Annotated in this window: 13 protein-coding genes; 5 read left to right on the top strand and 8 right to left on the bottom strand. The window is 60.7% G+C overall.

All coding sequences use genetic code 11. The features are described from left to right. The first annotated feature begins 168 nt into the window (after positions 1-168). Positions 169-705 carry a DUF4946 domain-containing protein gene (locus tag BOP93_RS13145; RefSeq protein WP_104502973.1) on the top strand — a complete coding sequence of 179 codons (537 nt, stop codon included), beginning with the start codon at positions 169-171 and terminating at the stop codon, positions 703-705. 102 nt (positions 706-807) lie between these two features. Here the strand turns inward: BOP93_RS13145 and BOP93_RS13140 are convergent, their stop codons facing one another. Further along, a complete protein-coding gene (locus tag BOP93_RS13140; protein WP_104502972.1) occupies positions 808-1173 on the bottom strand; it encodes a histone-like nucleoid-structuring protein, MvaT/MvaU family in 366 nt (121 codons plus the stop codon). 196 nt (positions 1174-1369) lie between these two features. Then, positions 1370-2911, bottom strand: a complete 1542-nt coding sequence (locus BOP93_RS13135) for an EAL domain-containing protein (protein ID WP_104502971.1) — start codon at positions 2909-2911, stop codon at positions 1370-1372. A 395-nt stretch (positions 2912-3306) separates the two neighbouring features. Between BOP93_RS13135 and hppD the strand changes: the two genes are divergently transcribed. Further along, complete coding sequence (gene hppD, locus BOP93_RS13130) at positions 3307-4383, top strand: 4-hydroxyphenylpyruvate dioxygenase (RefSeq protein ID WP_104502970.1); 1077 nt, start codon at positions 3307-3309, stop codon at positions 4381-4383. Positions 4384-4428: 45 nt separating this feature from the next. On the opposite strand, the gene rarD is transcribed toward hppD, so the two are convergent. From rarD to BOP93_RS13115, 3 genes are all read right to left on the bottom strand, one after another. Then, complete coding sequence (gene rarD / locus BOP93_RS13125; protein WP_104502969.1) at positions 4429-5310, bottom strand: EamA family transporter RarD; 882 nt, start codon at positions 5308-5310, stop codon at positions 4429-4431. Positions 5311-5493: 183 nt separating this feature from the next. Further along, positions 5494-6504: an aldo/keto reductase gene (locus tag BOP93_RS13120; RefSeq protein ID WP_104502968.1), complete on the bottom strand. Its 1011-nt coding sequence runs from the start codon at positions 6502-6504 to the stop codon at positions 5494-5496. 82 nt (positions 6505-6586) lie between these two features. Then, positions 6587-7489 carry a LysR family transcriptional regulator gene (locus BOP93_RS13115; RefSeq protein WP_104502967.1) on the bottom strand — a complete coding sequence of 301 codons (903 nt, stop codon included), beginning with the start codon at positions 7487-7489 and terminating at the stop codon, positions 6587-6589. A gap of 100 nt (positions 7490-7589) precedes the next feature. On the opposite strand from BOP93_RS13115, the gene BOP93_RS13110 reads away from it, so the two are divergent. Continuing rightward, positions 7590-8294: an SDR family oxidoreductase gene (locus BOP93_RS13110; protein WP_104502966.1), complete on the top strand. Its 705-nt coding sequence runs from the start codon at positions 7590-7592 to the stop codon at positions 8292-8294. Positions 8295-8853: 559 nt separating this feature from the next. On the opposite strand, the gene BOP93_RS13100 is transcribed toward BOP93_RS13110, so the two are convergent. Further along, the gene (locus tag BOP93_RS13100) at positions 8854-10164 is read right to left on the bottom strand and encodes an MFS transporter (protein ID WP_104502965.1); all 1311 of its coding nucleotides are present in this window, start codon (positions 10162-10164) and stop codon (positions 8854-8856) included. Positions 10165-10324: 160 nt separating this feature from the next. Between BOP93_RS13100 and BOP93_RS13095 the strand changes: the two genes are divergently transcribed. Then, positions 10325-11425, top strand: a complete 1101-nt coding sequence (locus tag BOP93_RS13095; protein ID WP_104502964.1) for a sugar diacid recognition domain-containing protein — start codon at positions 10325-10327, stop codon at positions 11423-11425. Positions 11426-11521: 96 nt separating this feature from the next. Next, positions 11522-12661, top strand: a complete 1140-nt coding sequence (locus BOP93_RS13090) for a glycerate kinase (RefSeq protein ID WP_104502963.1) — start codon at positions 11522-11524, stop codon at positions 12659-12661. Positions 12662-12669: 8 nt separating this feature from the next. Here BOP93_RS13090 and BOP93_RS13085 read toward each other — a convergent pair whose 3' ends face one another. Both BOP93_RS13085 and BOP93_RS13080 read right to left on the bottom strand, forming a co-directional pair. Then, the gene (locus tag BOP93_RS13085; protein ID WP_205885804.1) at positions 12670-14247 is read right to left on the bottom strand and encodes an alpha/beta fold hydrolase; all 1578 of its coding nucleotides are present in this window, start codon (positions 14245-14247) and stop codon (positions 12670-12672) included. Between the two features lie 141 nt (positions 14248-14388). Further along, positions 14389-15081: an aspartate/glutamate racemase family protein gene (locus BOP93_RS13080; RefSeq protein ID WP_104502962.1), complete on the bottom strand. Its 693-nt coding sequence runs from the start codon at positions 15079-15081 to the stop codon at positions 14389-14391. Positions 15082-15318 lie beyond the last annotated feature (237 nt).

The raw sequence follows: 15318 nt of genomic DNA, 5'->3' as shown, positions 1-15318 counted from the left end.
AGAAAAAATGGGGCAAAGCGGTCCCTTGGCTTGCGGCAAGCATCCGTGCAGCGGGGCCATGATACGCAAGGCCTGACGGTCACGCCAAATGAAAAAGCTTACGCAGCCCTTGCGAGCTGTGGGCCTGGGGCCGCAAACTTTGGTGCTGGAACCCTGGATGTTTTTGCAATGATCGAGTTTCGTAAGCCGCTGCTGAGTACCTTGTGTTTATTGCTGGCGAGCCCGCTCGCGTTGGCGGCCGACCCCAAGATTCATTGGCCCAGCGGCTGGCAGGTGGAGGAGGTTGAACCCGACGCCAACGCCGCCGCCAAGAGCCAGAGCGTGACCCGGCAACGTGCGATCAAGAATGATGAAAATGGCCAGACCTTGATGGTGATGGAGCTGACCGGTACGCCAATTGAGGCCGGGCACAAGGTTAATCTTCAAGGCGTCTTGCTGGAGATGCGCAAGTCTATTCAAAAAGATTTTGCCCAGGGCGGTTATCAAAGCGTGTGTACCAAAATGCACGCCGCTACATTGAGCCGCCTTGACGCGCTGGAAACTACCTGCGTGATTACCGAGAACGGCCGGCATGTGCTGTCGCAGACACTAGTGGCGGCGGTGGATGCGGATAAAGCCTACGTGTTTTCATACGCAGGCCAGGCGCAAGCGTACGAGGCCAGTAAGGAGGAAGTCAGTTCAGTGCGTGACAGCCTCACACTTTGAATGGGTGTATGCGAACGAATGTGAACTTTAATTTAAGTTCGTTTGCGAACCTGTAAACGAAAAAGCCCCGTCTGAGCGGGGCTTTCCATTAGCGCATGTTAATCAACCGCGAAGCCAGGAATCTACAGTGGCTGCGCCGTACTCTTCTTTCCAGGCTTTCAGGCCACGATGGTTGCCGCCTTTGGTCTCGATCAGCTCGCCGGTGTGCGGGTTCTGGTAGACCTTGACCACGCGAGCGCGGCGCTGTTTCGGCGCGGCGGCGGGTGAGACGCCCCGTCTGGCCGGGTTTGGATCAAGGATGGAGATCACGTCGCGCAGGCTCTTGTCGTAACTGCCCATCAGTTTTTTAAGTTTTTCTTCAAATTCGATTTCTTTCTTCAGCCCGGCGTCGTTCTTCAGGGATTCCAGCTGGGCAAGCTGCTCTTGAAGGGCTTTTTCTGCGGCGCGAAATTCGGCGAGTCTGGACAAAATCTGTACTCCAATAGTGTAGTTAGCTGATATCTACTGCGAAGAAAGCCTTAAGCCAAGAGGATTAAGCTAACTCAACGAAACACCTGGCTTTGAGTGTATCGCCGGCACGAAAAATTGTAGTAGTTAATCCACTTCGAGTAAATCATGTCCTTTATCTAAATAACGTTCCTTCATCTGGGGCCGTCGATGCTATTCAATGGCGGGACAACGACTTAATGAACTCATCACCCGGTAACGGACGGCCGAACAGGTAGCCTTGCAAAAAATCCACGCCTTTTGCGACAAGGTAATCACACTGTTGCGCGGTTTCCACGCCCTCGGCCACGATGCCCAGATCGAGCTTGGCGGACAGTTCTATGATGCTGTCCAGAATATGTCGTGAGAGTGCATCCGCATCGATCATGGCGACGAAGCTTTGATCAATCTTCAAGTAGTCCACATTGAAGTTGCGCAAATAACCCAGGCTGGAATGCCCGGTGCCGAAGTCGTCGATGGCGATCATCACCCCCAGTTGGTGCAGCGCGTCGAACAGGCGTTGTGTGATATCGGTGGGCTCGATCAACTCGCGCTCGGTCAATTCCAGTACCAGGGTGATCTGGCCGGGCGGGAAGGCCGCCAGGAATGCTCGGCAGTCGTCCACCAGCTCCAGGTCCTGGCAATGACGCGCGGTGATGTTCACGCCGATATGAAAGCCGGGGCTGAAGCGCTCGGCATGCGGTGCCAATTGCGCGGCAGTCTGGCGGAGCAGGGCGCGCGTCATGGGCACGATCAGTCCGCAGTGTTCGGCCAGGGGAATGAACAGATCCGGTCGTACCAGGCCCTCTTTCGGGTGTTGCCAGCGCATCAGCACTTCGCAGCCGGCCCATTGGCGCGTATCTCCGCGCACCACCGGTTGGAAATACGCAATGAATTCGTTGGCGTCCAGGGCACGTTGCAACTCGTGGGTGGGCGCTGAAGAGCGCTTCTGCAGCCAGTGGGCAAGGATGCCGGCCAGCGCTCCAAAAAAAACCACCAGACTGAATACGGCCGGATAACGCGCCTGCATGTAACGCCAGACCTCCCCCTTGGGCATACCCACGTCGACGCTGTATTGATAGCGGCTGGAGGCCAGGAAATGAGGCGCTACGGCAAATTCCGGTGGCGCGCCAGCATGGACCTTGCCGTCGGCGCCCAGCCAATTGGGACCAACCTTCAATACCAGGGAAGCGTAGCGGCTGATCAGACGTAGCGCATTGGTGAGGTGGTAACCGTCTATCGAGGCGAACGCACCTCGATCGCCGTCGACCAATCGGTACACCAGCAGTGCGGTATCCGGCGTGACAGGGTTGCCGTTCATCAACCAAAGACGCCCGCCGACGTAGTCTTCGGGATTGACCGGCGACTCATACCTACTGCCGAATAATGAACTGCAATAGATGTTTTTCTGCCAGGACAAGGTGGTGGCGCGTACGAATGGCCGGCGCGTCACCTGTTCACGCAGGGCTAGCTTCGCCGCGTTGTCACACGGCGAACCGGCCAGCGGCAACAGGTCCTGAGCCGCGAGGGCGGTGTTGTCGAGCATCAAGTCGAATTGACGCACCGCTTCCCGGGCCGTTTGCGCGGTACTTTGCTCAAGCGTGCGCTCGGCTTGCCAATACAGAATCACGACCCCCAGCAAAACGGGGAGCAGACCGCAGACGGTGCTGAAGAAATAACGGGCAATTCGGCTTCGTAGGCCTTTGGAGGTCAGGGGCATAGAGCAGCGGCCATGCAGAAAAGAAGGGGGCTATGCCGATGATAGATGGCATTGCCACAAGGCGCTCAGTAAAACGTCACACGCCCGCCTGGCGATGAAAACCTTTGCGCGCGGCAAGGCAATGGAGGTTTGATAAAGTACGGACAAATACAGTTACGCTGTGTAGAATCCATTTACGCATACAAGAATATGGACTTGCGCTCACGCAAGCCTGGCCGTCAGAGACCGATGACACCATGAAGCAGCTCGGTTCACCCCTCATCTTTGGTGACTTCCTCGCCCGCAGTGTGCGAGGCCTTTCCTGTGCGCCACCCGCCGACCTCATCCTTGCTCGCAAATAACCACATAGCTAGTAAATAACTAGTTGTTACCTCAAGCATGATGAGGCACCCCACATGACCGACCAATACGAAAACCCGATGGGCCTGATGGGCTTTGAATTCATTGAGTTCGCATCGCCGACCCCGGGCACCCTGGAGCCGATCTTCGAGATCATGGGCTTCACCAAGGTGGCGACCCACCGCTCCAAGAACGTGCACCTGTATCGCCAGGGCGAGATCAACCTGATCCTCAACAATGAGCCAAACAGTCTGGCCTCCTACTTTGCCGCCGAACACGGGCCGTCCGTCTGCGGCATGGCGTTTCGGGTGAGGAACTCGCAGCAAGCCTACAAGCGCGCCCTGGAACTGGGGGCGCAGCCGATTCATATCGAAACCGGTCCGATGGAGTTGAATCTGCCAGCGATCAAGGGCATCGGCGGGGCGCCGTTATACCTGATCGACCGTTTTGGCGAAGGCAACTCGATCTATGACATCGACTTCGTCTACCTCGACGGCGTAGACCGCAACCCGCAAGGCGCCGGCCTGAAGGTCATCGATCACCTGACCCACAACGTCTACCGCGGCCGCATGGCCTACTGGGCCGGCTTCTACGAGAAACTGTTCAACTTCCGAGAAGCGCGCTATTTCGACATCAAGGGCGAGTACACCGGCCTGACCTCCAAGGCCATGAGCGCGCCGGATGGCATGATCCGCATCCCGTTGAACGAAGAGTCGTCCAAGGGTGCAGGCCAGATCGAAGAGTTTCTGATGCAGTTCAACGGCGAGGGCATCCAGCACGTGGCGTTCCTCACCGACGACCTGGTCACGACCTGGGACGCGCTGAAGAAGATCGGCATGCGCTTCATGACCGCGCCGCCGGACACTTACTACGAAATGCTCGAAGGCCGCCTGCCCAACCATGGCGAACCGGTGGACCAGCTGCAGGCACGCGGCATTTTGCTGGACGGCTCGTCGATCGAAGGCGACAAGCGCCTGTTGTTGCAGATCTTCTCGGAAACCCTGATGGGCCCAGTGTTCTTCGAGTTCATTCAGCGCAAAGGCGACGATGGGTTCGGCGAAGGCAACTTCAAGGCGCTGTTCGAATCGATCGAACGCGATCAGGTCCGTCGCGGTGTATTGACCGCCGACTGAGCAATACAAAGCCCGGCTTTGGCCGGGCTTTTTTTTGCCTGGGATTCAGGCTTTGCGCTGGCGCACCAAATGCTTGAACCCTTCATACACCAGCACCATCACCGCCAGCCAGATCGGGATATAGGTCAGCCACTGTCCGCCCTTGATACCTTCACCCAGCAGTAGCGCCACCGCGAGCAACAACACTGGCTCCACATAGCTGAGCAGGCCGAACAGGCTGAAGGCCAGCAACCGGCTGGCGATGATATAGCTCACCAGCGCCGACGCACTGATCAAGCCCAGCATGGGAATCAGCGCGTACAGCTTGGGCTGCACATCCAGTACCGCGAAGCCCTGCTCGCCGCTCTGCACGAACCACCAGGCCACCGGCAACATCAGCGCCATGTCCAGCCACAGGCCGCCCAGATGGTCGGTGCCCAGGTACTTGCGCACCACGAAGTACACCGGGTAACCGATGATCACCACCAGCGTTGCCCAGGAAAAACCGCCGGCCTGGTACAGCTCGTTGAGCACACCCAGCGTGGCAAACGCCACGGCGATCTGCTGCAAGCGCGACAACTGCTCGCCGTAGACCAGGCGTCCGGTCAGCACCATGGTCAGCGGCAACAGGAAGTACCCCACCGACACGTCCAGGCTGCGCCCATTGAGCGGTGCCCACATGAACAGCCACAACTGCACGCCGAGCAGCGCGGACGACACCAGTACGCCGCCGATCAAGCGCGGCCTGGCCACCAGCATGCGCAGCAGCTCCCACACCCGTCGCCATTCACCGCTGACCAACATGAAGACGGTCATGCAGGGCACGGTCAGCAACATGCGCCAGCCAAAAATTTCCAGGCCACTCAAGGGTGTGAGCAGCGATGTGAAGTAATACATCACGGCAAACAACACCGAGGCCGATACCGATAACACAACACCTTTAGACACGCAGTCCTCGCGAAAGCCGATTGAGATAAACAGGAAGAATCGAGAGGGAGATTATGGTGCTTTTGGCGGCTCAGGTGCGCTGTTTTGGGGCGCAAGACGTAAAAAGGCTGGAAATGGTCGTTTTGTCCGCTTGGCTCGAGCGCTCCCACAGGGGGCACCGAGCCTGCGAGTCTCAAGGGCTGCCTACGAGCGTACCGTACGCCCCGAGACAAAGTGACTCACATCATTGAACCCAGGCGTGGATGAGTGCCCAGGGGTCACCAGCGAATCGATGAATGCCTCATCTTCAGCGCTGATCTTCACCTCGAGTGCGCCGGTATAGGCATCCCACTGCGCCTCGGTGCGCGGGCCGACAATCGCCGAACTCACCGCCGCGCTATTCAACACCCAGGCAATCGCAAACTCGACCATGCCCACGCCACGTCCCTGGGTGTATTGCTGGATCTGCTGGGCGATGCGCAGCGATTCCACCCTCCATTCGGTTTCCAGAATGCGTTTATCCTGGCGTGCAGCGCGGCTGCCGGGCTCAGGTTTCAGGTCGGGTGCGTACTTGCCGCTGAGCACACCACGCGCCAACGGGCTGTACGGCACCACGCCCAGGCCATAGGCGGCAGCGGCGGTGATCTGCTCGACTTCGGCCTGGCGATTGACGATGTTGTAAAGCGGTTGACTGATGATCGGCCGGTCAACGCCCAGGCGCTCGGCCACGCGTATGACCTCGGCGACACGCCAGCCGCGATAGTTGGACAAGCCCCAGTAGCGGACTTTGCCCTGGCGGATAAGATCGCCGATCGCTGATACCGTGACCTCCAGCGGTGTGTCGTGGTCCTCGCGGTGCAGGTAGTAGACGTCCAGGTAGTCGGTGTCCAGGCGGCGCAGGCTTGCCTCCAGCGCATTGAACATCCGCTTGCGGCTCAGCCCATTGCGGTTGGGTACGCCATCCGTCGGGCCGAACCCGACCTTGGACGCCACCACCCAGTCCTGACGGTTGCGCGCGATGGCCTCGCCGACGATCTCCTCGGACCGCCCGCCGGTGTAGACGTCGGCGGTGTCGATAAAGTTGATGCCTTGATCCCAGGCCTTGTCGATGATGCGCAGCGAGTCTTCAGTGCTGGTCTGTTCGCCAAACATCATGGTGCCCAGCGTCAATGCGCTGACCTTCAAGCCGGACTGACCCAATGTGCGGTAAATCATGCAAATCTCCTCCATGGCAGGCAAATATGTGTCATGCAATACCAGACACGCACGCTCTGGAACAAGCCCTGTACGTATTTCTTCATTCGCTCAGCAACGTCTGGCAGCGCGCCTGTAAAAAACGCTGCAGCACTTTCACCCGCTCCGATACCTGCAGGCGATGGGGACACATCAGGTTGAACGGCGCCGGTTCGCCTTGCCACGTATCGAACAATGCCACCAGCCGGCCGGCGGCAAGGTCGCCCACTACATCGAGTCGAGCTTTGTAGGCGATGCCGTGCCCGGCCAGGGCCCAACGGCGCACGATTTCGCCGTCGTCGCTGAGATAGTCGCCGTTGACCTCGACCTCTTCAACGTGCGCGCCCTGGCGAAAGCGCCAGGTCTTGCTGACTTGGCCCTGGCGCATGTAACGCAACGCGCTGTGCTGTGACAGCTGTGTGGGATGCAGCGGTGTGCCGTGGCGCGCCAGGTAGGCGGGGCTCGCGCAGGCAATGCGATGGTGGTCGGGGGCGATCGGCAGGGCGACGAGGCTGGAGTCCTGGGGCACGCCAAAGCGCAGGGCAATGTCGACCGTGTCCCGAAACAGATCGGCGTTGCTGTCGTTGAGCATCAGTTGCAGGCGAATATGCGGGTGTTCGGCCTTGAACGCGTCCAGCCAGCCCAGCACCACGTTGCGCCCGAAATCCGACGGCGCCGCCACTTGCAGCAAACCGGTCAGGCCCTGGCTGTGCTGCTTGAGCGCCTGTTCACCCTCGGTCAATGCGGCCAGCGCAACGCGCACGCTGTCCAGATAACGCCGGCCTTCCTCGGTCAGCCGCATGCTGCGCGTGGACCGGGCGAACAGGCGCAGGCCAAGGCGGGTTTCCAGGCGCTTGAGGGCGATACTGGCCGCCGCCGGGGTCAAGCCAAGCCCGCGCGCTACTGCAGACAGGCTGCCTGTGTCGGCGGTGCGCACGAACACTTCAAGATCCAGGATCGAACTCATTTGTAAAATTCCTTTAAAGATCTTGTCGTTTTACCGGGATTTTTCTCCGATTATCAAGCGTGGAAGATGAACGCTCACTTCTTAATCAGGATTTTTTTCCATGATGACGTCTCTGAGCGGCAAAACCATCATCGTGATCGGCGGCAGCAGCGGTATCGGCGCAGCCGTCGCCAACGCGGCCGTCGAGCGCGGTGCAAACGTGGTGGTGGCGGGGCGCCGCCTGACCTCGGCGGTTCACGACGGCGTGCGCAGCGAGCCGGTGGATGTGAGCGACAGCGCCTCGTTGCAACGCCTGTTCGAAAGCGTGGGGCGCTTCGATCATCTGGTCTACACCTCCGGTCCCTCGGTTAATGCCAGGACGCTGATCGACACCGACCTGGACGAAGCCCAGGGTAATTTCAATGTGAAACTCTGGGGGGCATTGCGCGCGATTCAACAGGCGCTGCCGTTTCTGCATGAGCATGGCAGCATCAGCCTGACCTCCGGCCAGTTGGGGCGCAAACTGGTGCCGGGGCAGTTCATCAAGATCGGTATCAATGCCGCCACCGAAGCGCTGGGCAAGCAGTTGGCCAAGGAACTGGCGCCGCGCCGGGTCAATGTGATCAGCCCCGGTGTGATTGATACACCGGCTTACGCCGGGCTTGGCGAAGAGCAGCGCCTGGCGATGTTCGCCAAGGTGGGTGGGGCCCTGCCGGTGGGGCGCGTGGGGCAGGCGCAGGAAGTGGCGGCGGGGTATGTGTTGGCGATGGAGAACGGCTTTATGACTGGTGCCGTGATCGATATCGATGGCGGCGGACAGTTGTAACCGCGCTCCCACAGGGGCATAGGTATCTACACAACATGGGTATGACGCCGACATGTGGCGAGGGAGCTGGCTCCCGGCGGCCTGTAACCCACGGTTACCAATCTGATACACCTCGGTCCAAATGTGGGAGGGGGCTTACCCCCGATGGCGGCCTCAGGGCCGACCAGGATGTTGGATCAGACCGAGTACATATCCGTTTCTGCGGTCACGGCCGCTTAGGGTCCCGCTTTTACAGCGGGTCACTTTTGGAAAAGCGCCCCAAAAGTAACCAAAAGGGCTCTTGCCCCACCACTCGGCACCTCGCTTAGGCTCGGTGTTCCCTCTCTCCGGCTTGAATCCGTGAGCCGCCGCAATGGGCCATCCATGGCCCAGTGCGGCTAACCCGGCGTCCTGCCGGGTTGCCCACGGATTCAAGCCTGCGTTCGGCCAGCGTGGTTTAACGGGGCGCCTAAGATCAAGATCAAAAGCCAGATCAAGATCAAGAGCGACTCGCTGCGCATCGTGGTTACGGTTGAGCGCTACAGAGTTGTTTAGATACCCAGGGCCAAATGGGCGCGCTTTAGACCTTCAAGGTGCGCGTCATCCGCAACGCCAACACACTGCCAGCAACGATCACTGCGGCAAGCAGATAAAGCGCCACATCCGTGGACCCGGTTGCATCTTTCACGAAGCCTACGATGTACGGGCTGAGAAAGCCGGCCATCTGGCCCATGGAGTTGATCAACGCCAGCCCACCGGCCGCGGCGCCCGCGCTGAGCATGGCGGTGGGCACCGGCCAGAACATCGGCAGGCCGGTGAGGGCGCCCATGGTGGCGAGGGTCAGGCCGAGGATGGCGATCACCGGGGTGGTGGCGAAATTCACCGCGATAACCAGGCCGATCGCGCCCATCAGCATCGGCACCACCAGGTGCCAACGACGCTCCTTGCGCAAATCGGCCGAGCGGCCCACCAGCAACATGAACACCGCGGCCAGCAGGTAGGGGATCGCACTGAGCCAGCCAATCACCAGGTTATCGCTGAAACCCAGGCTCTTGATGATCGATGGCAGCCAGAAGTTGATCGCATAGACGCCGCTCTGGATACAGAAGTAGATCAGGCCGAACGCCCAGATCGCCGGGTTCTTGAACACTTGCGCCAGGGAGTCGGTGGTGGTTTTCGGTTTGTTGGCCAGGTCGGTGGCCTGGTCAGCTTCCAGCAGCGCGCGCTCGTGGGGCTTGAGCCACTTGGCGTTGGCGAAGCTGTCGCTGAGCAGGAAGTAGGCGAGGGCGCCGAGGATCACGGTGGGGATGCCTTGCAGCAGGAACATCCACTGCCATCCGGCAAGGCCGCCCTGGCCGGCCGCGAAGTGGTTGAGAATCCAGCCGGAGAACGGGCTGCCGAGCAGGCCGGACACCGGAATCGCCGACATGAACAGCGCCATGATCCGACCCCGGCGAAAGGTTGGAAACCACTGCGAGAGGTACAGCACCACGCCCGGAAAGAAGCCCGCTTCAGCGGCACCGGTCAACAGGCGCAAGGTGTAGAAATGCGTCGGCGTGGTCACGAACAGCAGGCACGTGGACAACGTGCCCCACACGATCATCATCAGCGCAATCCAGCGCCTTGGTCCGAACCGGGTCAGCGCCAGGTTGCTCGGCACGCCACACAGCACATAGCCGATAAAGAAGATTCCGGCACCCAGGCCGTACACGGTTTCGCTGAATTTCAACGCATCGAGCATCTGCAACTTGGCAAAGCCAACGTTCACCCGGTCAAGGTAGTTGAACAGGTAGCAGATAAAGATGAAGGGGATCAGGCGCAGGGTTACGCGCTTGTAGATGGCGTTTTTATCGTCATCGGTGGCCAGTGCTGCAGCGGCGCTCTGTGACATGGCGAGTCTCTCTTTATTATGATTTTTAGCGATGCGAGGGTAACGTTGATCGCTTGAACAGTCTCGGCGAGGCGATGGGCGCCTGTCTTTGTGCTCGCGCACAGTCAAGCCTGCTTTGCGCTGTGCCGCTGACCAACCCGCTTGCGAAGGAAAATAGCCCATGTTCGAGCTGGATCACGAACTGGCCCAGGATATCGTCGATCGCACCATGGCGATCCTGCCCTACAACGTCAACGTAATGGACAGCCAGGGCCTGATCCTTGGCAGCGGCGAGCCGGAACGCATCAACACCCGCCACGAGGGCGCGCAGCTGGTGCTGGCCAACGGGCGCGTGGTGGAAATCGACGGGCAGACCGCCAAGCACCTCAAAGGCGTGTTGCCGGGCATCAACCTGCCGCTGATGCATGACCAGCGCCTGATCGGCGTACTGGGGATCACCGGCGAACCGGACGGGTTGCGCACCTACGCCGAACTGGTGCGCATGACCGCCGAAATGCTGGTCAGCCAGCGTCATCAGCAGGCCGAGCAGCAATGGCGACGCCAGCGCTGTGATGACTTGCTGGCATTGCTGCTGGCCGACACGGGCGACTCGCCGCGCCTGGTCGACGAAGCGCAACAGTTGGGCCTCAAGCCGCAACTGGCGCGCACGCCGTACCTGTTCGAACTGGGCGCGGGGCAGTCGGCGGAGGCCTTGAGCGCCTGGTTGATGTCGCGTTATCCGGACAGCTGGTGCGTGAGTTCCGCGCAGTTTTCCCTGCTATGGTGCCGTCCCGCTGCCCTGCAAGTCGACGACCCACGCCTGCTGGAAAAGCTCGATGGCCTGGGCTGGAATATTCTTCGGGTTGCCGTAGGCGGGCAAGCGCAAGGGCTGGCCGGCCTGCGCCGCTGCTATCGCCGCGTCGGTGACTTGCTGGCCTACGGTCGCGATATCCTGCCGCACGCGCGCCTGTTGATCCTCAACCGCTATCGCCTGCCGGTGATGCTCTGGCGCCACCGCAACGACGACGCCCTGGACGAATTGCTCAACCCGCTGCGCAAAGTACTGGCCAAGGACAGCAACGGCCAACTGCTGGCCACGCTGCGCAGTTGGTGCGAGCACGACGGGCAAAGCCAGGCCTGCGCCGATGCCCTGGGGATTCACCGCAACAGCCTGCGCTACCGTATGGAAAGAATCGCCGAACTGAGCGGCGTCGACCCGCTGACCCTGGACGGCATGCTTGCGTTGTACCTGGGCGTGCAGTTATTACCCCAGGCTTTGTAAAATTGAACAACAAACCTCATTCGCACTTGTGCATCGGACCGGCGTCAGCAGCGGTGCCAACTGTCAGCATGGGCGTTATAAAAACGGAGAATGCCCATGAAAATCATCATCGCCCCCGACTCGTTCAAGGACAGCCTGAGTGCCGAACGGGTCGCCCAGGCCATTGCCGAGGGCCTGGTTCAGGTCTGGCCTGAAGCAGCGCTGGTGCAATGCCCGATGGCGGACGGCGGTGAAGGCACGGTCGCGGCGGTGCTCGCCGCGTGTAATGGCCAGTTGCGCAGCCAGACCGTGCGCGGGCCACTGGGTGCTGCGGTGCAGGCGCATTGGGGATGGTTAGCCGACAGCCACACCGCGATCATCGAAATGGCTGAAGCCAGTGGCCTGCAGTTGGTTGCGCCGGGGCAGCGCGATGCCTGCTCCAGCAGTACCTATGGCACCGGCGAGCTGATCCGCGCTGCCCTCGACCTGGGCGCCCGACGCATTATTCTGGCGATTGGCGGCAGTGCGACCAATGATGGCGGCGCGGGCGCGATGCAAGCGCTCGGCGTGCAGCTATTCGATGCCCAGAATCAGCCACTGGTACCGGGAGGGCTGGCGCTGGGTGGTCTGGCCCGCATCAGCCTGGAAAATCTGGATTCGCGTCTGGCCCAGATCCGCTTTGAAATCGCGGCGGATGTGAACAACCCGCTGTGCGGTCCCCAGGGTGCCTCAGCGATTTTCGGCCCGCAAAAAGGCGCCACGCCCGAGCAGGTTCAACAGTTGGACGTCGCTCTCGGCCATTTTGCCGACCGCTGCGCACAAGTGCTGCCCAGGGATGTGCGCGACGAACCCGGCAGCGGCGCCGCCGGTGGCCTGGGGTTTGCCGCCAAGGCGTTTCTGGGTGCGCAGTTCCGCGCCGGCGTTGAGGTGGTGGCCGAGTTGGTCGGGCTGGACGCCGCAGTGCGCGGCGCCGACCTGGTCATCACCGGCGAAGGCCGCTTCGACGCCCAGACCCTGCGCGGTAAAACCCCGTTTGGCGTGGCGCGTATCGCCCGTCACCACAAGGTGCCGGTAATCGTGATCGCAGGAACGCTGGGGGAGGGCTACGAGCAGATGTACGACCATGGCGTGGATGCCGCGTTTGCGTTGCCGTCGGGGCCGATGAGCCTGGAACAGGCGTGCAGCGAGGCGGCGCGACTGTTGCGTGAGCGCGCGGCGGATATCGCCCGGCTATGGCAAACAGCGCTACGAGGCTGAACCTGGGATCAGGGTGATTCGTAGCAGATCGAAAAGCGGTCAGGTTTGCGTCCATAGGCCAGGAAGTCCCCGACATTCTTGTTCACGCAGGCATTGGTCCCGGAGAAAGACACGCCGTGTCGGTAGGCCCCCTTGAGCAGCGTCATGTGCGCGGCCGGCACGCTTCTGAAGGCTTTGAGGGCGCCTGCTGCGGGCGTCTGATCATCATATTCGGCCTGAACCATAAAGAGACCGTTGACCTGCGCCAGCTTGCGCTGCGGTACGCCATCAAGCGGTTTGCCGCGCCAATCGGCGCAATGCCTCGCCGGGAAGAAACTGCCGCCCACCGGATACTCGATGGCGTACTGGTTTTCCTTTTCGGTCCAGAATGCTTCGTCTGCGGACGCTGAATCGTTGCATAACACGGTGCTGCGGACGGACTCTCGGGGCGTGAGTTTCAAGGGACCAAGCGCCAGACCATTCCATGGCGACGGGTGGCGGGTGACTTCGAGCAGGCGTGCAAATGCCTGTTTCGCCGCCTCATTTACGACAGGGTCGGGGCTGAATCGATGGGCTTGGAGTTTGGCCAGCAGCTTGGCGTCTGGCAGGCCGGGTGATTCGCGCAACCACCGGCTGAGTGCACGGGCAGCCATCAGGTATTCAGGCACGCTGTAGTACTCGTTGTCTGAACGCAGCGCCGCTCTGACTTGAGACAACAGGTCGAGAAAAATCGCGCCTATGGCCTTAGGGTCGCTGCCCATCTGGTAGCGCCGTGGATCGTCGGCGGCGCGCTGCGCAACAAAACGCGCGAACACGCGGTCTTTTTCCGGTGCTTGAACCAACGAGGCGTCCTGGAATGTGGCGGTCCAGTCCGTACTCGAGTCGAGCACCATACGCCCGACCTGTTTCGGAAACAGGCCGGCGTACCAGGCACCCAGCCATGTGCCGTATGAATTGCCGAAGTAGTTGAGCTGGGGTTCGTTGAGCTCCATACGCACCAGCTCCATGTCCCGCGCCGTTTGTTCGGTATTGATATAAGGTGCCAGGCGCTGGCTGGCGCAGCCCCGGGCCAGTACGCCAGCGTTATGCCGGATAGCCTCGATGTTGGCGGGACTGCGATCTTCGGTCATGTCGTTTTGCGCAACGATTTCCTCATCGGATTGGCACACCAGTTGCGATTGCGGGTCGCTGCCCATTCCGCGAGGTGTCATTCCGATCACATCAAAGGCGTTGATCAAGCGCCGATAGGCCTCGCCTTGTGGCTGGTCAGCGTAGCCTTTCCATATGGACGCCAGAAGCACAGCGAATCCGTCGGCCTCGGCGCCGGGACCGCCCGGATTGGTAAACACGGCACCTTCGCGCTCAGCGGGCAGCAGGGCTGAAACGCGGGTGACATCCAGCTTGAGACTGCCGAGTGTAGGGTGCATGTGGTCCAGCGGCACGGTGGCGATGCCACATTGCGTTCTGGCGACCACCTCCGGGTCCAGCCCGGTGAAGGGCCGGTCGTCACAATCCGGCAGCCAGCGGATACCCCACTCAGGCGGTTGTCTGGTCGCACAAGCGCTGCCCCCCAATAGCACCGCGACGAAAAAGCAGGCTGACAGCATTCGTTGTTTTATCAATTGGCAGACACTCGGGTGCGTGGTTGGACGCGCCCGAGTTTTGCAAGTAAAGCTTGCCGTGAATGTAGGATCGTGCCGGTTGTTCGGTCAGCAACTTCTGGCACTACTGACCTGGCTTGAGCCGGTTTAATGCTCCAGCGCAAACGCCACCGCAGCCCGCGCATGCAGTTCGGTGGTGTCCAGCAGCGGCAGGTTACTGTGCTCGGGCTTGATCAGCAGGCTGATTTCCGTGCAACCGAGGATCACCGCCTGGGCACCACGCGATGCCAGGGACTCGATGACCCGCTGATAGATTGCGCGCGATCTGGCACTGATCACGCCCACACACAACTCTTCATAGATGATCCGGTGTACCTCCTTGCGTTCGTCTGTGTCCGGCACCAGCACGGTCAGGCCTTGTGCGATCAGGCGGGACTTGAGGAAGTCCTGTTCCATGGTGAACGCAGTGCCGAGCAAGCCCACGGTCAAGGTGCCGGCTTGCAAGGCCGCAGCCCCGGCCGCATCGGCGATATGCAGGAAGGGAATCGTCAGCGCCGCTTCGATACGTGACGCCACCCGATGCATGGTGTTGGTACACAGCACCACACACTCGGCGCCGCCGGCCTGCAGGCGGCGCGCGGCGTCTTCCAGGATCAGCGCAGCATCATCCCAGCGCCCGGCATGCTGGGCCTGTTCCACCGGACCGAAATCCACGCTGTACATCAACAGTTGCGCCGAACGCAGTGGGCCGAGCCGGTCGCGTACATGCTGGTTGATGATGCGGTAATACTCGGCACTGGACTCCCAGCTCATGCCGCCGATAAGGCCGATGGTGCGCATGTGATGCTCCGGACAGGGGAATGTGACTTCACCATACCCACCGAAAGCGGATTAGTCATAGGCAGTTGCCGGCCAATTCACCGGAGCAGTTCAGCATGGGTTCAAGCGGGCTCGCTCTCGCCTGTTGCAGGCGCCAATGCTCACGAGGACGATAGGTTTTTCCTACTACCCAAGGCTACTGTTGCCTGGGGGATGATCAGACAATCACCGCATCCTGGGCGGGTGGTTTTCGATAAG

This window comes from Pseudomonas orientalis, from assembly GCF_002934065.1.
Classification (GTDB): domain Bacteria; phylum Pseudomonadota; class Gammaproteobacteria; order Pseudomonadales; family Pseudomonadaceae; genus Aquipseudomonas; species Aquipseudomonas orientalis_A.
This window is presented reverse-complemented; position numbering and strand designations above follow the sequence as displayed.